The organism is Arthrobacter sp. zg-Y895, assembly GCF_020731025.1.
Lineage (GTDB): Bacteria > Actinomycetota > Actinomycetes > Actinomycetales > Micrococcaceae > Arthrobacter_B.
Genome location: NZ_JAJFZY010000005.1, coordinates 26,420 through 43,452 on the forward strand (window position 1 = coordinate 26,420; position 17,033 = coordinate 43,452).

Sequence of the window (17,033 nt, forward strand, 5' to 3'; positions counted from 1 at the left end):
GCAGACAATACCCGGTCAGGTCGGGCCGGTGCCGTCCGCCGCCAATGCGGACAGCCAGCTGAACGTACCTTCCGTCATCCAGGCGGGCGTGCCCAGTCCGCGGAGGTATGCCAATGAGTCTGCGACCTCGTGGGCACGCCGCACGGCGTGTGTTTCCGAGCCCTGAAGGAGGCGGGCCACCAGGTCCGGCCCGTCCGGGCCCAGCTCCCCGGCGATTTCCGCCAGGAGCCACTCCTCCGCGCCGGCCGCCTTCCCTGCGGCCCGGCACTCCAGCACCAGGCCGGCCAGCCCCTTCATGAAGACGCTGCGCAGCAGTTTGCGGCCTGCCGCAGCCCCGGGGGCGCCGGGGATCGTTTCCACGGGGGTGCCGAAGCCTTCCAGCAGGGTGGCAAACCTGTCCGCCGCGGTGCCGCTGACGAGGAGCGGGGTGCGGCTGCCGGCGCGGGGGACCGGTGCCATGACGGCCACGTCCACCAGGTCCACCCCGTAGCCTGCGGCGAGTTCGGCGAGTCCGGCTTTGTCCTCCGGGCCGGCGGTGTTGAAATCCGCGAACACTGCGTTGGCTGGAAGCAGCGGCAGTGCCTGCTCCGCGACGCTGCGGGCAGCGGCGGCGCCGACCAGGCTGATGACCAGATCGGTTCCGTCAACGGAATCGGCGAGCGAGCCGAACTGGCGGATGCCTGCATCGCGTGCATCGGTATACGGGTCATAGCCGCGTACGTCCGCCCCGGCCTCCGCCAGGCCGAGGGCGTACAGGCGTCCGGCTTCGCCCAGGCCCAGTACGGTCACCGCAGTCATGGTTGTGTCCTCTCGTAGCTGTCCGCCGATTATTGCCATGATTGTCAACAATTCCAAGCTGCGGCCGCCCGGCGGGGGCTGGGAGACGGTGATGCAGTGATAACTTGGCGTGACACTGAAAATGAGGGCGGGCGGGGTGCCGTTTCGCCGAGGAGCTTCGAATGACAGCAGATGCAGCAGCGACCACGAGTAACGCTGCGGAGGTGGCGGACGCAATCCGCACGGCAATTCTTGACGGCGAGCTGGTGCCGTCCCAGCGGCTCGTGGAGGCGGACCTGTGCACGCAGTTCAAGGCGAGCCGCAGCGCGGTCCGCTCCGCCCTTGCCGAACTCGCCGTCGAGGGCGTGGTGGAGCGGGTGCAGAACCGGGGAGCCCGCGTGCGGTCGGTGCCCGTGGAAGAAGCCGTGGAGATCATTGAGGTCCGCGGCGTGCTGGAGGCGCTGTGTGCCCGCAAGGCAGCGGAGCGGATTGACGCCGGGCAGGTCTCCGAACTCCGGCAGATGGCCGAGGACATGGCGTCCGCCGTAAAGGCCGGAGAACTGATGCGCTACTCGGAGATCAACTCCAGGCTCCATCGGCGGATCGTGGAAATCAGCGGCCAGCGAACCGCCGGAGCCACTATCGAAAGGCTGCGGGCGCAGAATGTGCGCCACCAGTTCCGGCTGGCGGTCCAGCCTGGACGTGCCAACGTTTCGCTGCCGGAACACGTGGAAATCATTGAGGCCATCTGCGCCGGGCAGGGCGAGCAGGCTGCCCGCATGATGGAAACCCATATGGCGAGCATTGCCGATGCCATCCGCCGGACAGGCTCTGCGTCCGCGCACTAAGCCTGTAGTACGCCTAGGGGACAAACGCCCTGTGGCTCCTGCGCCTGAGGTTGTCACCGTTATTGTCAACAATCTGGTTGACGAGGTACATTCTTGTGGTGCAGACCACAGAAGAGTCCTTGTTGCCGGGTTCCGTCCGCGGCAGTCAGTTCGGCATCCCCTGCTGGTTCATGCGGGGAGGAACCTCCCGCGGACCGTTCTTCCGCCGCACCGACCTGCCGGCTGACCTGCATGGTGAAAGCCGGGACGAGGTGCTGCTTGCCGCCCTCGGGTCTCCCCACCCGCTGCAGATTGACGGGCTGGGCGGCGGCAATCCGCTCACCAGCAAGGTGGGGATCGTGGACGTCAGCAGCCGGGACGGGGTGGACCTGGAATTCCAGTTCGCGCAGCTGCAACCGACTTCCGACACCGTGGATACCACGGCCAACTGCGGAAACATGCTCGCCGCCGTCGTGCCGTTCGCGGTGGAGTCCGGCCTCCTCCTGCCCGGCGGGGATACCACCACTGCCCGGGTCCTGACGCTGAACACGGGCATGGTGGCCGAGATCAGCATCCCGACGCCGGCAGGGGACCAGGGCCGGTTTGTCGAGTACGGCGGGGAGACACGGATCGACGGTGTTCCCGGTACGGCGGCGGCCGTCACCATCAACTTCCTGGACACGGCCGGTTCCGTCTGTGCCTCCCTGCTTCCCACCGGCAACGCCAGCGACACGGTGGTTCTCGACGGCGCGGGCCCGGTCCGCGTCACCTGCATCGACAACGGCCAACCGCTGGTGATGGTCCAGGCAGCGGACCTGGGCCGCACCGGCTACGAATCCGCCGCCGAGTTGAACCAAGACGAAGAGCTGAAACGAAGCCTTGAAGCACTGCGGCTCCAGTGCGGGCATCTGATGGGACTGGGAGACGTCACCGCCAAGAACTACCCGAAGATGACGCTGATAGCCCCGCCGGCACACGGCGGCACCATCACCACCCGCAGCTTCATCCCGCATGTCTGCCACGAATCCATTGGCGTGCTGGCCGCCGTCACCGCTGCCACCGCATGCGTCATTGACGGCACGGTGGCACGGGAAATCAGCACCGTTGCGGATGCCGGTATCGGAGCGGGCCTGACGGTTTCGGTGGAGCATCCCTCCGGCGAATTCACTGTGGCACTCGGGCTCGACCCGCAGGACCCCCAGCACGTCACCAAATCCGCGCTGCTGCGCACCGCCCGGCTGATCATGGCCGGCGAAGTTTTTGTCCCGCGCCGTCTCCAACAGGCGGCAGCAACAGAGGAGAACACCCGATGATCATCGATTGCCACGGCCACTACACCACCGCACCGCCGGCCCTGGGCGACTGGCGGGACCGGCAGATCGCGGCGCTCGCCGACCCCGGAACGGCTGCTCCGAACCCGGCGGACCTGGTCATCAGCGACGATGAACTGCGGGAAAGCATCTCCGCGAACCAGCTGCGCCTGATGGACGAACGCGGTATCGACCTGACCGTCTTTTCGCCGCGGGCCTCCTTCATGGCACACCACGTAGGGGACTTCACCACGTCTGCCGCGTGGGCGGCCATCTGCAACGAGCTGTGCTTCAGGGTCAGTCAACTCTTCCCGGACCGTTTTGCTCCGGCCGCCATGCTGCCGCAGTCACCCGGAGTGGACCCGGCGTCCTGCATCCCGGAACTGGAACGCTGCGTCAACGAATACGGTGCCGTGGCGCTGAACCTCAACCCGGACCCTTCCGGCGGCTACTGGACCGCCCCTCCGCTGACGGACCGCTCCTGGTACCCGATCTACGAAAAGATGGTTGAGTACGGCCTGCCGGCGATGATCCACGTGAGCACCAGCGTGAATCCTGCCTTCCACACCACGGGCGCCCACTACCTCAATGCGGACACCACCGCGGTGATGCAGCTGATCCAGGGGGACCTGTTTAGGGACTTCCCGGAGCTGAAGTTCGTTATTCCGCACGGCGGCGGCGCCGCGCCCTACCACTGGGGGCGGTTCCGCGGGCTGGCCATGGCACTGAAGAAGCCGCCGCTGGAGGAGCACCTGCTCAACAACGTCTTTTTCGACACCTGCGTCTACCACCAGCCCGGCATCGACCTGCTGTTGGAGGTGATGCCCACCCGGAACATCCTCTTCGCCTCCGAGATGATCGGAGCGGTGCGCGACGTCGACCCGGGCACCGGGTTCAACTTCGATGACACCGGGCGGTACCTGGCTGCAGCCGGCCTGACCGGCGAGGAACTTGCCGATATCCGCGAGAACAATGCCCGTGCCGTCTATCCGCGCCTGGATGCGCTGTTGACCCGGCAGGGCCGTGAACCCCAAAGGAGCAGCACCCATGCATGAACTCGGAGTGGTCCACCGCAGCATCACCCGTGCCCCGCAGCCCGACGTCGAGGCTCTGGCCCCGTACGGGACCAGTACCGTGCACGAGGCCATGGGCCGGTTGGGGCTGATGCGCCCCTACATGCGCCCCGTCTACCCCGGCGCCAAACTCTGCGGCCCGGCGGTGACCGTGCTGCTGCAGCCGGGGGACAACTGGATGCTGCACGTGGCCGTTGAACAACTCCAGCCCGGCGACGTGCTGGTGGCGGCCTGCACCACGGAGAGCGAAGACGGCTTCTTCGGCGAGCTGCTGGCTACATCGGTACGTGCACGCGGCGGTGTTGGCCTGGTGATCGACGGCGGCTGCCGTGACGCCGCGGCTTTGGAGGAGATGGACTTTCCCGTGTTCTCGCGTGCCATCAACTCCAAGGGGACGGTCAAGGCGACCCTGGGTTCGGTCAACGTTCCGATAGTGTGCGCCAACGCCCTGGTGAACCCCGGCGACGTGGTGGTTGCAGATGTGGACGGCGTCGTCGTCGTTCCTGCCGACCGTGCCGGAGAAGTTGCCGAGGCGTCCCGGAAGCGGGAGGACAACGAGGCGGCCAAACGCGAACGCCTCGCCGCCGGGGAACTCGGACTGGACATGTACTCGATGCGGGGACCGCTTGAAGCGGCGGGACTGCGCTACATCGATTAGCCGCTGGAGGGTGGTGCGGGTTGGAAATCGATCCGCATCACCACCCGGCGCGGCGTGGGATGGCTGACCTGTTCAAATCCCGCTGCGGCGAAAACGCTGCGGCTGCCCACGAATAATTCGTCCCACGTCACGGTCCGGCCAGGTTCGGTAATCATCGGGTAGCCCTCCAGGGCCGAGGCGCCGCGCTCGCGGGCAAAATCCACCGCGGCTGCGGCCAGCGCGTAGCTCACCCCGCGGCGACGGTAGCCCGTGCGGGTCACGAAACAGCTCACCGACCAGACGCCGGCGTCAGCCCGGTTCTCCTCGCGTCCTGTCCATGGCACCCGGGAGCGCAGGAGGCGCGGGTAACCGGTGCGGGGTTCGACGGCGCACCATCCCACGGGCTCCTCGCCCAGGTAGGCCACCAGGCCCGTGGTTGGGGAATCCGGATCCCCGCAGCCCGTTTGCTCCTCCAACCGGCGCGCGCGTTCCTCCAGCGGTATGCTCCGCCACTGGTCCGCGCTGGTCTTGAACCACTGGCACTGGCAGCGGTGCGGTTCCCCGCGTGCCCCGAATACTGCGTCAAGGTCTGCACACGAGGCCTGATTGGCAGGAACAAACGGTGAACTGATCCGCAATGGCAGGTGATTTCCGGCATGGTGCCCTCCAACTCTTGGGCACGACAGTGCCAGTGCAGGGAACCGGTAGTCAACGCGCGTTACGGCAGCGGCGGCAGGGCACGCTTGAATCCGAGGTGCGAGGCTTCAAAGCCGAGCCGTGAATAAAAGCGGTGCGCGGACACCCGCCGCGCATTGGAGGTGAGTTGGACCAACGTGGCACCGTTCCGCCGGCCTTCGGCAACCGCCCAGTCCATCATGGCCGCACCAAGCCCGTTGGACCGGAGATCAGCCCGCACATGGACGGCTTCAACCTGTAACCGGGTTGCCCCGCCGACAGCCAGGCAGGGGATCAGGGTCAACTGCAGTGTCCCGGCAATCTGCCCTCCCGGATCCTCGACCGCGGCCAGGAAATTGGCCGGATCCGCGGCAATGGCAGCATAAGCACGCAGATACGGCTCCAGGGGATGGGCGCCCGGCGCATCGGCCGGGGGCGGCGACGGCGTGTCGGCCAGCAGCAGCCGAACGATCGGACCGACGTCGTCGCGCTCTGCCCTGCGCACATGGTAGGAGCCGCCGAGCAACGCGGCGGGACGGATTTCCATGCCCGCAGTCTTCCACACGGTGGCAAACCGGCTCCATCCATTGACCGGGCGGGCCGGGCGCGGGCAGGGTTAATGGACCGGATGACCGTTGCCGCCGTCAGGACCCGTTTCTGCTTCGAATCCGATGCGGCACTCTTTCGCGGTCAGACTGTAGAGAGGCAGCTGTGGGCGAAAACCTGAGGCGGGTCCAAAGGATAGTGCAGGTGCAGTTCGGGGTTCCCGAGCCCCCGGACAGCTACGCCGAGACCTGCGCCCGGCTCGATGCGGCGATTGCCGTCACCGCGGCGCGCCAGGACGTGCTGCGGAACCAGGTCCGCGCGGCTTGGGAAGTGGCGCGGCACTACGGTGCGGTCGCGCGGTCCTACGAAACCCGGTTGAAGGCGTTGGAAGCCGTTGTTGCCGAGGAACGGCTGACCGCAGGCCAAGCCGTCAGCCTCGCCGCGACCGCGCGCCGCATGTATGACCTTGCGGTACGCGTTGAAGCCACGGCGCGCCACCATTTTGAGGTTGTCCGTGCGAAGGAATCCCGTGTGGAGGAATTGATGCAAAAACTGACAAGTTCGAAGTCGCAGCTGAAGCTGGCACAAACGGCGGAGAACCACCGAAACCGGCTGCGTTCCCTCGAAGCGGCCGTCGAGCAGGACCCGATGACTTATAACAAAAGCCGCTCCGACCACGAGCTCCACGAGGCGGCCAGGCTCGCCCGCGAAGCAGAGGCATTGGCCGGGCTAAAGGGAGGCTGGTCCTGATGGCCGCGCAGATCCAACCGATACTGGTCACCGTGCCGCTCAGTCCACGGCATCCCCACTCAGTGCGAACCATTGTGGGCCTGAGCGTGGCCGCGATGCTGTTCCTCGTGATGGGCGGCGGTGACCTGATTGCACTGCTGATCGCATTCGGCTTTATTGTTCAGCCCGTCCAAGCCGTCACCGACAAACTCATCCGGTGGCCGCGGCAGGACCGTGCGGACGCAGAAGCCCTCACCGGAGTGGTCCGCGAGTACTTCTACAACGCACCCGCGGTGGACGCGAAAGGCGTCCGTGAACTGGTAGCGAAGCGGCAGCTGCAGGTCAACGACGACGGCGGCGGGCAGCTGCGCCTGGCGCTTACCGGGCGGCGGAAACCTACGGCGGCCGGCAGCAGGCCCGAGGCCAGGCTGTCCTTCAAGTGCGGCGACGTGGGGCTCATGGACTTCGACCGGCTGCTGCAGAACGCCGAAAACGATCCGCCGGTCCGGCGTGCAACTGACCGGATGCGCCGTCCGGGCACCGGGGCGGCTGCCTGAACCGGTACCGGTCCGGCGTGTCCTGTCGGGGTGGCCGTGCGGGGTGCCGGGGGCGGCGGCAAGGTTTGTGCCCAGCGGCTGAGAACATAGAAGTATGCAGACACTCAGCCTCAAGGAAGCCACCGCCCTCGCAGAACAGGCAGCAGCCGTAGCCGAGGCCCATATTCCCTATGGCTCCGGGCTGGGTGCCCCCGCTTCCTTCACGCTTGCCTGGCTGATGGCCTCCGCCGGGCTGGAGGGCGTGCGGGTGGCCAGCGGAAGCTCGGGCATGGGCGATCACTTCTGGGTGGAGACGGATCAGTGGCGCATCGACCCGACCCTGCGCCAGTTCGCCCGGCTGAATGGCCGTCCGCTGGTGGAACCGGTCAGTGAACCGGGTAACTTTGCCGCCGTGAAATACCACGCCGTGCCCGGTTCGCGGCAGGAAGCGGTCCGGGAGGTCTCCTACGGATTCCGGAACGCGGCCGAGACCGAGGACTTCGTCAATGAGATGGCTGCGGCCATCCGCCTCTAACCCGAGAACTACCCAAGCCGGCGATCAGTTACTGCCCGAACTCTTCCCCGGCGAGAGTGATCAGTTCTTCCTCATTGGACCTCACGTCCACCGGGCGTTTAAGGCCCCCGTTGGAGGTGTAGAACCACAGGGCAATCCGCTCATCCGGCCAGCCGGCTTGGCGGCCCATCCGGACCACGTCCTTAACCGTGGGAAGCACCCGCTCACTATTCCAGTCGAACTGGAAACCCGGATACAGGAACTGCTCTCCCCGCTTTACCACCAGGATCCTCCCCTTCCCGGTGAGCTGGCGGGCCATCGAATTGGGGCCGCCGCCGAAGCCCAGCTGTTGGGCTATCTGGGCCACGGTGTACAGGCCGTCCTCCCGTTCCATCGACTGCCACTGCGCCTCCGGTCCCGCCGTCTCGGCCGTGCCCGGGCTGCGGGAAGAACCAAGGTTCGGGGAAGAACCGGGTGCCTGCCGCGGGGGAAGGGAACTGTGTCTCTGGGTTTCGCGATCGCTCATGCCGCGCACGCTACCGCGGCGGCAGGAGCAGGGGCAGAGTAGCGATGACATCCAAGGGGTCGACGGCGAGCCGGTCTGCGGAGCGGTGCACACCCGCACAGAGCGGCCCGGCGGAACATGGAAAACTGGAAGTATGCAGCCGTTCGACAAAGTCCAGCCCATCGTCCTGCTTGTGGACAAGACCGATCCCGCCGCCCACCGCGACGCCGTGGCCGCTGCCGCCGTCGCCAGCGTTCGGGCCTACACGTCCACCGAGGACAGCGAAGCGTGGGAGAACTGGTTGTACGGCCGGTTCACGAAGACCGTCCGCCGGGCGAATCCCAGCACCTTCGGGCGGCTGGCCGCTGAAGCGCCGTCGGGGGCGGTGACCGTGGGCCGGGCGCAGGCCATCGCCTTCGAACCGGTCACCTACGACCAGATGCCCAAGAACCTCGCGAAGCTGCAGGTTTCCGGCACCCAGCTGCCGGATGAGGCGCCGGCGCCCTGGCCGGGAAACTCCCCGGTGATCGTCCTGAACGCAGACCTGGACATGTCGACCGGCAAGGCTTCCGCCCAGGCAGCGCACGCGCTGCTGTCCTGGTACCTGCAGCTGGGCCCGACCGCCCGGCAGGCGTGGCAGGATGCAGGGGAACCTGCGGGAGTCCGCTTCACGGCCGGGAAGCTTTTCGCCGAGTTCGCCGCCCGCCCGGGAACCGGGCCGTTGATTGTCGACGCCGGAATGACGGAGATTGCCCCGGATACCGCGACGGCGTTCGTGGAGTCGGCCAGCTTCAGCCCGGCCGCCGGGCTGCCGGTCTGACACATAGGTCCCGGTTGCCGGCGCCATGATAGAAAGACTCGGGTGAGCGAGACCAAGGGGACACCGGCAAACACCACCGCAGGCGGCCGCACCCTGCCGATCTGGCTGGTCGGCATCGCCGTGGTTCTGGTCGCCGTCAATCTGCGCCCGGGTGCGTCCTCCATAGGGCCGGTCCTGGCCGAGCTGCAGGCCGCACTGGACCTGGACGCCACCGCCGCCGGCGTGCTGACCGCGCTGCCGGGACTGACCTTTGCCATGGTGGGGGCGCTCGCCGTCGCACTTTCGCGCAAAACCGGCATCAACGGCGCCGTTGTCCTGGCGCTGGGGGCGGTGGCAGCAGGCCTGTTGGCGCGGGCGCTGGCAGGCTCCGCCGTGCTCTTCCTGGCGCTTACCGTGCTCGCCTTCGCCGGCATGGCGGTGGGCAACATCCTCGTCCCTGCCTTCATCAAGCGCCACGGCGGGTCGCGACTGGCCCTGCTCAACTCCGTCTACGGCACCACGCTGGCCCTGGGCGCCAGCCTGCCGCTGCTGCTGGGCGGCGTGCTGGCCGGAAGTGATCCGGCCGGCTGGCGGCTGAGCCTGGGGGTATGGGGCGCAGCGGCCGCGGCGGCGTTTATCCCGTGGATGCTCGTGGCGCTGCGGGCAGGACGTGATCCGGTGGCGGCCGGCGAGCCGCGCCGGACGAAGGGCGTCCGGATGCGCTCGTCACGCACCGCCGTCGCCCTGAGCATCTTCTTCGGCGTTCAGTCCATGCACGCTTACGTCCAGTTCGGCTGGGCTGCGCAGATCTACCGCGACGCCGGACTGGAACAGGCGCACGCCGGACTGATGGCCGCGATCATTGCCGGGCTTGGCATCCCGGGCGGCCTGATCATGCCGGTGCTGGTGGCACGCTCGCCGCGCCTGCGGACCTACATTGTTGGCCTCGGTGTCTGCATGGTGGCCGGCTACAGCGGGCTGCTGCTGGCAGCGGACACGCTGTCCTGGCTCTGGGCGCTGTTTCTGGGAGTGGGCGGGTTCGCCTTCCCCACCGCGCTGGCACTGATCACCGCCCGCTCCCGGGAACCGCGGGTCACCGCCCAGCTCTCGGGCTTCATTCAGCCCGTCGGCTATTTGCTGGCCGCCATGGGGCCGTTCGCCATCGGCGCCCTGCACGATGTCTCCGGCAGCTGGACCCTGCCGTTGGCGCTCCTGATTGCCTCCGCCGCCGTGATGGTCGGGGCCGGCATCCGCGCCGCCGCACCGCTGTTCGTGGACGATGAACTGGCCGCGGTGCCGAAGCGCCCGGTGAGAGGTTCGTAAGGACGGGCACGGGCGCCTGGACGTCCTCGGACGTCAGCGCAGGTGCGAGGCGCCGTTGACGTCGATCACCGTGCCGCTGACCCACTCCGGAGCCGCCGTGGCGAGCCAGGCTACGGTCGCAGCGACTTCCTCCGGCTCCGCGACCCGGTTGAACGGACTCTGCGCCCGGATGGCTGCGCCGCTGGCCCCCTCCAAGGCGGGGCGGCCCATCCGGGTGTCCACGAATCCCGGTGCGACGGCGGCGGAGAAGATCCCATGCGGCGCCAGGGCCACGGCAAGGGACTGGGTGAGGGAGTGCAGCCCGGCCTTGCTGGCACCGTAGGCGGCGTTCTCCGGCTCGCCGCGGTAGGCGCCGCGCGATCCCACATTCACCAGCCGCCCGCCCGCCGGACCCTCGGGCCGCTGGACCAGATGCTCGGCCATCAGCCGGCAGAGGTTCGCCGGTGCCAACAGGTTGACGTCAAGGGTCTGCCGCCACGCCTCGTGCCAATCGGCAAAAGACCCGGACAACACCGGCTGGGCCCGGAAGATGCCCGCGTTGTTCACCAGGACGTCCAGGCCGCCGAGCTGATCCACGGCCTCGGCGAAGACCCGCTCGCACTCCGCGGGGGAGGACAGGTCCCCGACGACGACGGCGTGGCCCGTTCCGGGCAGCGTAGCGGCAACCCGGCGGGCGGCGTCGGCGTCGTGCCCGGCGTGCACCGCCACGGTGTGGCCGGCCACCGCGAGGGCGGCTGCGATTGCTGCGCCGATGCCCCGGCCTGCACCGGTGACCAAGGTATTTGTACTCATCGCCCGAGCGTACCGGCAGGCGCTACGGTTCGGCGGAACGTGATGCCTCCAGGGCTCGGATCAGGGTGGCGGAGTCGTAGGGGCCGTGGTGCCTGCGGTGCCCGATGAAGAAGGTGGGTGTTCCGTGCAGGTCCATTGACTCGGCGTCCAGGGCATCGTCCAGCACGCGGTTGCTGACCTCTGCCGAGCGCAGGTCCGCTTCGAACCGGTCCATGTCCAGGCCCAGGCTCTCCGCCGCGCCCAGCAGGTCTTCCGGGAGCAGATTGTCCTGGTTCTCGAAAAGGTGCGCGCTGTATTCCCGGAAGCGCCCCTGCCGGTCCGCGGCCTCTGCAGCTTCGGCAGCCGCAACGGCATTGGGATGGACCCTGGACAGCGGCAGATGGCGCCAGACATAGCGCAGCTCGGCACCGAAATGCTCGCGCACTTCCATGATGGTTCCCGTGGCCCGGCTGCAGAACGGGCACTCGTAATCCCCGTATTCCACAAGGGTCAACGGAGCATCTGCAGGGCCCACTACATGGTCCCGTGCCGGATCCACCGGCCGGGCCAGCACCTCACCCGGGGGAACGGCAGGGCGCCGTCCCTCCACGGCCCGGAAGATGGCGCTTCCCGCCGCGAACGCCAGAAGTGATCCGGCCAGGACCGCCACCCGTGCTTCGTTCTGCACCGCGGGGTCTTCGATGGCGAGGCCGATAATGAACAGGGAGATGGTGAATCCGATGCCGGACAGGGCGGCGCCGCCGGCAATGCGGCCCAGCGTCAGGCCGGGGCCGAACTCGCCGATCCGCAGCCGGTGCAGCACTGCCGCAGCCCCGAAGATGCCGGTGAATTTTCCCAGTACCAGGCCGCAGACAATGCCCCAGGCCAGCGGGGAGCGCAGGGCTAGTTCCAACGTTGGCCCGTCCAGCCGCACTCCGGCGTTGGCGAGGGCGAATACGGGCAGGATCAGGTAATCCACGTACGGGGTGTAGGCGCTGTGCAGGCGTTCGTTGATGGAAAGGGACTCCCGCACGCTGTGCACAGCCGCCCGGGCGTACCGGGAATTGGGGGACTGACGGAAGACACGGGTCTGCTCCAACGCGTGCTCCACGTCCCTGCGGGCGGGCGGAAACACGGGGACCAGCAGGGCAATGCCCACGCCCGCCAGGGTCGGATGCACGCCCGAGGCGTAGAAGGCCAGCCAGACCAGCACCGCCAGCACCGCGTATACGGCGCCGCGCCCGTACGGCAGGTACCGGGTCAGCGCAACGGCAGCCAGCCCGGCGAAGGCCAGCAGCAGCGGAACGGGTTCCAGATGGTCGGTGTAGACCAGGGCAATGATGCTGAGCGCGGCAACGTCGTCGACCACCGCGAGGGTCAGCAGGAAGATCCGCAGCCTGCCGGGAACCCGGGGTCCTGCGACGGCCAGCGCGCCCAGCAGGAACGCGGTGTCGGTGGAGATGACCACGCCCCACGCACCTGCATCTTCCGTGCCGGCCGTGAACAGCAGGAAGACTACGGCGGGCACGGCAATCCCCGCGGCCGAGGCGACCACCGGAATCACCGCCCGGGACCGGTTGGTCAACTCCCCGAGGGCAAACTCCCGCCGCACCTCAAGTCCCACAACGAAGAAGAACACGGCCATGAGTGCATCGTTGACCAGCTCCCGGGTGGTCAGCTCCAGATCCATGCTCCCTGCACGCACCTCGACGGTGGATTCCCAGAACTCCTCGTAGGAGGCGGCAAACGGTGCATTGGCCCAAAGCACCGCCAGAATAGTTGCCAGCAGCAGCAGGGCCGCGGGACGCTTTTCCGCGCCGCCGCTGCCGGTTGCAGCGGTGGTGGCAATGCGGTGCGGGCGGGCCGGCAAGGCTACACCTGGGCGGGTACCGGCTGCACCAGCTTGCTGCGCAGGCCGCCGATCAGTTCGGACGTGAGGCCGCCGGACCGCAGCACCGCGGCAACGCCGCCCGCCCTGCCGTCAAGGGTTGCCAGCATGGACCGCATCGCGGCCGGATGGGCGGCCAGTACGGGATGATCCGCAGGGATGTCATAACCGCCGCTGAGCTCAGCCAGTCCCATCCGACGGTAGACCTCCGGGAGCCGGGCCTGGGTCCGGGCGTAGTCCTCGACGACGGCCTCCGGTTCCGCACCCAGCACGGTCAGCAGCGCTGCGGCGAACAGGCCCGTTCGGTCCTTGCCGGCGGCACAGTGGAACAGGACCGCACCGGGGGAATCGGCCACGGCCTGCAGCCCCCGCACCAGGGCCTCTTTCTGGGAGACGAAGATCTTCGCGTACCACTGGCCCACCTGCTCGGGGGAACGGACCGACTTCAGGAGTTGCCCCGCCAGTTCAGGCGGGGCGTCCATGGAATCGGTCAGGGGCAGGGCCAGATACTGCACCGGATGGTCTGCGGACGGACCGCGTCCGGTGCGTTCCGCTTCGTCGGCCGAGCGCAGTTCAATGATGGTGCGCAGGCCCGCCTCCACGAGTTCGGCTACCTGCTCCGCGGTGGTGGTCGCGACGTCGTCGGCCCTGAGCACCAGGCCCGCGCGGATCTTCCCTCCGTCCACTGGAATCCCGCCCAGATCCCGCAGGTTCGCCAGCGGCGTCGGGGCAGGAATGATGGGGTTCGGCATGACAGGTTTCCTCCCGGGTGCCATCCGCCGGGCATGGCCGGCGGCGCTTGTGGCCACCATCTTAGGCACGATCGGCTACGTGTGCCGCGACACCCGACTATGAGGCACGGCTCACAGGGCGATAGGGTGAATTCGATCTCGTTCTCTGAAAGGCCTCTCCATGCACCGTCGCATTTCCCATCCCGGACTCCAGAAACTCGTTATGACCGCCGAACAGGCAGCGGCCATGATTCGCCCGGGAATGACCGTGGCGATGAGCGGTTTCACCGGCGCCGGCTATCCCAAGGCCGTTCCGCAGGCGCTCGCAGTCCAGATGGAAGCCGCGCACGCAAAGGGCGAGGACTTCCAGATCAAGGTCCTCACCGGCGCCTCGACGGCCCCGGAACTCGACGGTGTGCTGGCCAAGGCAGACGGCATGGAACTGCGCCTGCCCTACCAGTCCGATCCCACGCTCCGGAAGCGGATCAACGACGGCGAACTCGAGTACATCGACATCCACCTCGGGCACGTGGCCCAGTACACCTGGTTCGGTTTTTACGGGCATGTGGACCTGGCCGTGATCGAGGTAGTCGGTATCAAGGAGGACGGCAGCCTCATCCCGTCCTCCTCCGTGGGTAACAACAAGACCTGGATTGAGCAGGCAGACAAAGTCATCATCGAGGTGAACCGCCAGCAGCCGGAAGCCATGGATGGCATGCATGACGTCTACTACGGGACCGCACTGCCCCCGCACCGCAAGCCCATCATGCTGGTGAACCCGGATGACCGCATCGGCGAGCCCTACCTGCGCCTGGACCCGGAGAAGGTCATTGCCGTCGTCGAAACCGACGCGCCGGACCGCATGACTCCGTTTGCAGCCCCGGACGAAACCTCGCAGCAGATCGCCGGGCACCTGCTGGACTTCTTCGACTCCGAAATCAAGGCCGGCCGGCTGACCAACAAGCTCCTGCCGCTGCAGTCCGGGGTGGGCAACATTGCCAACGCCGTGCTCGCCGGGCTCTCCACCGCCGGGTACACCGGGCTCACGGCCTACACCGAGGTGATCCAGGACGGCATGCTGCACCTGATCCGTGACGGGGTGATCCGGGTGGCCTCCGCGACGTCGTTCTCGCTCAGCCCGGCGGGCATCGAGGAATTCAACTCCAACATCGACTTCTACCGCAAGCGCATCATCCTGCGGACCCAGGAGATCTCCAACCACCCCGAACTGATCCGCCGGCTGGGCTGCATTGCCATGAACGGCATGATCGAAGCTGATATTTACGGCAACGTGAACTCCACCCACGTTGCCGGTACGGCCATGATGAACGGCATCGGCGGCTCCGGGGACTTTGCCCGCAACGGCTTCCTCTCCGCCTTTATGTCCCCGAGCACGGCCAAGGGCGGAAAGATTTCCGGGATCGTACCCATGGCGGCCCACGTGGATCACACCGAACACGACACCATGCTCATCATCACCGAGCGGGGCCTGGCGGATCTGCGCGGCCTTTCCCCCAAGCAGCGCGCCCGCGTCATCATCGAGAAGTGCGCCCACCCGGACTACCAGCCGCTGCTGCAGGACTACTTCGAGCGCGCCAGCCGGGACAGCCTCGGCAAGCACACCCCGCATCTGCTGGACGAGTCCCTGTCCTTCCACCAGCGGTACGTGGAAACGGGAACCAGCCTGCCGGAGCCAGCGGTTCTCTAGGCGGAAACCGAGGGGTGCCGGTCTAGCTCCCGCGCAGCCGGTCCAGCTCGCGGCGGTCCTTCTTGGTGGGCCGGCCGGCGCCCCGGTCCCGCACCGGAATACCCAGAGCCGGAGCTGCGGGACGGGCAGGCGTGGCGTCGATAAAGCAGTGCGACGCCGCCTCGGCACCCACGCGTTTGTTGATCAGCTGCCGCACCTCGAGGATCCGTTCGAAGCCGGGCTGCCGGATCCGGACGGTGTCCCCGGGCTGCACCGGCTGCGCGGCCTTGGCCGGATTGCCGTTCAACCGGACATGGCCGGCGCGGCACGCGGCTGTGGCCGCGGACCGGGTTTTATAGGCGCGGACCGCCCACAGCCAGGCGTCCACCCGGACGGTTTTGGAAGTGCTCGCTGGAATACTCATGGGAGTTCTAGAGTCTAGCGAAGTCCGCGCAGCCGGGCGGCGTCGTCCAACGACTGCTGCTGCTCCGCGCTCACCAGGGACCCGACGACGACGGCGTCCGCGCCCACTGCCCGTGACGCTGCATCCGGTGCGGCGGCAAGCAGGCCGCGCACCTCGGCGGGGGTGTAGGGGACCGGAACCCGGGTATGTGCCACGGCGTGGCAGGTGGGACACAGCGGCACCAGGTCCGAGGCTGGATCCAGGGCGTAGTCGGCGGGCAGGTCCGTGCCCGGCACCAGATGATGCACCTGCATCAGCGCTTCCGTCCCCGGACCGTACCGCTGCGCAGGGACCAGCCCGCAGGCCGCACAGCAATTGCCGTGGAAGGCCAGGCACAGCCGGCGGGCCTCGGCGTTATGCTCGTAGGCGTTGACGCGCTGCAGGCCCGATGCTTCGGCCGCAATCGTGCCCGGCGGAGGACTCAGCGGATCCGGGTCGGCGCCGAGGAATCCCGACCAGAGCCGCCGCAGTGCCGGCACGGAAGCTGACGGTACGGACGCGGCACCGTCGACCCGGGGCAGGTTGGGCACATCTTCCTCGAGCAGTGACGCCGGCACTTGCTCACCCAGGGGCAGCAGCCGGTCGAAGTCCACCGTCACGGCGTCTGCAGTGTCCCCTGATCCGGGCGGGACAACGACGCCGTGGCCCACCAGGCCCCGCAGCCCCCGCATACTGCCGCGCAGCACGAGCCATACTTCGGTTCCAGCAACCGGCGGGAAGCCGGCGATCAGCGGGATGCGCCGGCGGAAAGTTCCGCCGTCGTCCACTGCTGCTACCGCCGGACCGTAACCGCCGGGCCAGGGGTCCGGCAGGTCCGGATTCCATTCAAGAAGGACTGATGGCACCGGTCAGCGGGGCTGATAGGTAAGGCAGTCAGCGAGTTCCGCGCCGGGGCCTACCCGCACATCATGGGCGTCGCACATCAGGTGGCTATTGAACCGGCACTCATTGCGCTGGCACGCACCCACCTGGGCGAGGACCTTGGGCAGCCCGCCGGTGGCAGATGTGTCGATGAAGGTGGCGCAGCTGGCGTGATCAGGTGAGCCGCCCACCGTGATCGCGTAGGCGGTGCATCCCTCATGGTTGAAGTCGCAGCTGGATACCGTGCAGTCCTGCACCTGGGCAACATGATCGGTCATGGTTCCTCCAAAAGGCGGTCATTCGTTCCGTGCCTGGCTTCGAACGTACCACCGCGGCGCGGGAATAATTAGCGCGAATTTCCCTGCCCTATTCGACCGGTTT

The 17,033-nt window shown here is 67.7% G+C and carries 20 protein-coding genes; 10 read left to right on the forward strand and 10 right to left on the reverse strand.

All coding sequences use genetic code 11. The annotated features are described in order from the left end of the window. Window positions 1–15: 15 nt before the first annotated feature. A complete protein-coding gene (locus LJ760_RS11055; protein WP_227922871.1) occupies window positions 16–798 on the reverse strand; it encodes an NAD(P)-binding domain-containing protein in 783 nt (260 codons plus the stop codon). A 161-nt stretch (window positions 799–959) separates the two neighbouring features. Between LJ760_RS11055 and LJ760_RS11060 the strand changes: the two genes are divergently transcribed. The 4 genes from LJ760_RS11060 (at window position 960) to ligK (ending at window position 4,645) form a co-directional block, all read left to right on the forward strand. Further along, entirely contained in the window at window positions 960–1,625 is a 666-nt protein-coding gene (locus LJ760_RS11060) for a GntR family transcriptional regulator (RefSeq protein WP_227922874.1), read from the forward strand. A 98-nt stretch (window positions 1,626–1,723) separates the two neighbouring features. After that, the gene (locus tag LJ760_RS11065) at window positions 1,724–2,917 is read left to right on the forward strand and encodes a 4-oxalomesaconate tautomerase (protein ID WP_227922876.1); all 1,194 of its coding nucleotides are present in this window, start codon (window positions 1,724–1,726) and stop codon (window positions 2,915–2,917) included. Further along, complete coding sequence (locus LJ760_RS11070; protein WP_227922878.1) at window positions 2,914–3,969, forward strand: amidohydrolase family protein; 1,056 nt, start codon at window positions 2,914–2,916, stop codon at window positions 3,967–3,969. Before LJ760_RS11065 ends, LJ760_RS11070 begins: the two co-directional genes overlap by 4 nt. Next, the gene (gene ligK, locus LJ760_RS11075) at window positions 3,962–4,645 is read left to right on the forward strand and encodes a 4-carboxy-4-hydroxy-2-oxoadipate aldolase/oxaloacetate decarboxylase (RefSeq protein ID WP_227922880.1); all 684 of its coding nucleotides are present in this window, start codon (window positions 3,962–3,964) and stop codon (window positions 4,643–4,645) included. The genes LJ760_RS11070 and ligK overlap by 8 nt, the downstream gene beginning before the upstream one ends. Here ligK and LJ760_RS11080 read toward each other — a convergent pair. Further along, window positions 4,642–5,262 carry a GNAT family N-acetyltransferase gene (locus LJ760_RS11080; RefSeq protein ID WP_331460719.1) on the reverse strand — a complete coding sequence of 207 codons (621 nt, stop codon included), beginning with the start codon at window positions 5,260–5,262 and terminating at the stop codon, window positions 4,642–4,644. The genes ligK and LJ760_RS11080 overlap by 4 nt on opposite strands. A gap of 80 nt (window positions 5,263–5,342) precedes the next feature. Continuing rightward, entirely contained in the window at window positions 5,343–5,846 is a 504-nt protein-coding gene (locus LJ760_RS11085; protein ID WP_227922885.1) for a GNAT family N-acetyltransferase, read from the reverse strand. 203 nt (window positions 5,847–6,049) lie between these two features. Between LJ760_RS11085 and LJ760_RS11090 the strand changes: the two genes are divergently transcribed. The 3 genes from LJ760_RS11090 to LJ760_RS11100 all read left to right on the forward strand — a co-directional run bounded on the left by LJ760_RS11090 (window position 6,050) and on the right by LJ760_RS11100 (window position 7,645). After that, complete coding sequence (locus tag LJ760_RS11090; RefSeq protein ID WP_227922887.1) at window positions 6,050–6,595, forward strand: hypothetical protein; 546 nt, start codon at window positions 6,050–6,052, stop codon at window positions 6,593–6,595. After that, entirely contained in the window at window positions 6,595–7,131 is a 537-nt protein-coding gene (locus tag LJ760_RS11095) for a hypothetical protein (protein WP_227922889.1), read from the forward strand. Before LJ760_RS11090 ends, LJ760_RS11095 begins: the two co-directional genes overlap by 1 nt. A 94-nt stretch (window positions 7,132–7,225) precedes the next feature. Next, window positions 7,226–7,645, forward strand: a complete 420-nt coding sequence (locus tag LJ760_RS11100) for a hypothetical protein (RefSeq protein ID WP_227922892.1) — start codon at window positions 7,226–7,228, stop codon at window positions 7,643–7,645. 28 nt (window positions 7,646–7,673) lie between these two features. Here the strand turns inward: LJ760_RS11100 and LJ760_RS11105 are convergent, their stop codons facing one another. Continuing rightward, the gene (locus LJ760_RS11105) at window positions 7,674–8,150 is read right to left on the reverse strand and encodes a hypothetical protein (RefSeq protein WP_227922893.1); all 477 of its coding nucleotides are present in this window, start codon (window positions 8,148–8,150) and stop codon (window positions 7,674–7,676) included. Window positions 8,151–8,283: 133 nt separating this feature from the next. Between LJ760_RS11105 and LJ760_RS11110 the strand changes: the two genes are divergently transcribed. Both LJ760_RS11110 and LJ760_RS11115 read left to right on the forward strand, forming a co-directional pair. Further along, entirely contained in the window at window positions 8,284–8,949 is a 666-nt protein-coding gene (locus LJ760_RS11110; RefSeq protein ID WP_227922895.1) for a peptidyl-tRNA hydrolase, read from the forward strand. Between the two features lie 42 nt (window positions 8,950–8,991). Next, window positions 8,992–10,251, forward strand: a complete 1,260-nt coding sequence (locus LJ760_RS11115; RefSeq protein WP_227922897.1) for an MFS transporter — start codon at window positions 8,992–8,994, stop codon at window positions 10,249–10,251. 33 nt (window positions 10,252–10,284) lie between these two features. Here the strand turns inward: LJ760_RS11115 and LJ760_RS11120 are convergent, their stop codons facing one another. The 3 genes from LJ760_RS11120 to LJ760_RS11130 are packed head-to-tail and all read right to left on the reverse strand — an operon-like array spanning window position 10,285 to window position 13,662. Next, window positions 10,285–11,043: an SDR family NAD(P)-dependent oxidoreductase gene (locus LJ760_RS11120; RefSeq protein ID WP_227922900.1), complete on the reverse strand. Its 759-nt coding sequence runs from the start codon at window positions 11,041–11,043 to the stop codon at window positions 10,285–10,287. 22 nt (window positions 11,044–11,065) lie between these two features. After that, the gene (gene nhaA, locus LJ760_RS11125) at window positions 11,066–12,892 is read right to left on the reverse strand and encodes a Na+/H+ antiporter NhaA (protein WP_227922902.1); all 1,827 of its coding nucleotides are present in this window, start codon (window positions 12,890–12,892) and stop codon (window positions 11,066–11,068) included. 2 nt (window positions 12,893–12,894) lie between these two features. Beyond that, the gene (locus LJ760_RS11130; RefSeq protein ID WP_227922904.1) at window positions 12,895–13,662 is read right to left on the reverse strand and encodes a tyrosine-protein phosphatase; all 768 of its coding nucleotides are present in this window, start codon (window positions 13,660–13,662) and stop codon (window positions 12,895–12,897) included. A 160-nt stretch (window positions 13,663–13,822) separates the two neighbouring features. On the opposite strand from LJ760_RS11130, the gene LJ760_RS11135 reads away from it, so the two are divergent. Continuing rightward, entirely contained in the window at window positions 13,823–15,349 is a 1,527-nt protein-coding gene (locus tag LJ760_RS11135) for an acetyl-CoA hydrolase/transferase family protein (protein WP_227922906.1), read from the forward strand. 22 nt (window positions 15,350–15,371) lie between these two features. Here the strand turns inward: LJ760_RS11135 and LJ760_RS11140 are convergent, their stop codons facing one another. Genes LJ760_RS11140 through LJ760_RS11150 form a run of 3 tightly spaced genes read right to left on the reverse strand, consistent with a single transcriptional unit; the run spans window position 15,372 to window position 16,930 of the window. Then, window positions 15,372–15,752: an RNA-binding S4 domain-containing protein gene (locus LJ760_RS11140; protein ID WP_227922909.1), complete on the reverse strand. Its 381-nt coding sequence runs from the start codon at window positions 15,750–15,752 to the stop codon at window positions 15,372–15,374. A gap of 14 nt (window positions 15,753–15,766) precedes the next feature. Next, on the reverse strand, window positions 15,767–16,636 hold the full coding sequence (locus tag LJ760_RS11145; RefSeq protein ID WP_227922911.1) for an HNH endonuclease: 870 nt from the start codon (window positions 16,634–16,636) through the stop codon (window positions 15,767–15,769). Window positions 16,637–16,639: 3 nt separating this feature from the next. Continuing rightward, on the reverse strand, window positions 16,640–16,930 hold the full coding sequence (locus LJ760_RS11150; RefSeq protein ID WP_227922913.1) for a DUF1540 domain-containing protein: 291 nt from the start codon (window positions 16,928–16,930) through the stop codon (window positions 16,640–16,642). Between the last annotated feature and the right edge of the window lie 103 nt (window positions 16,931–17,033).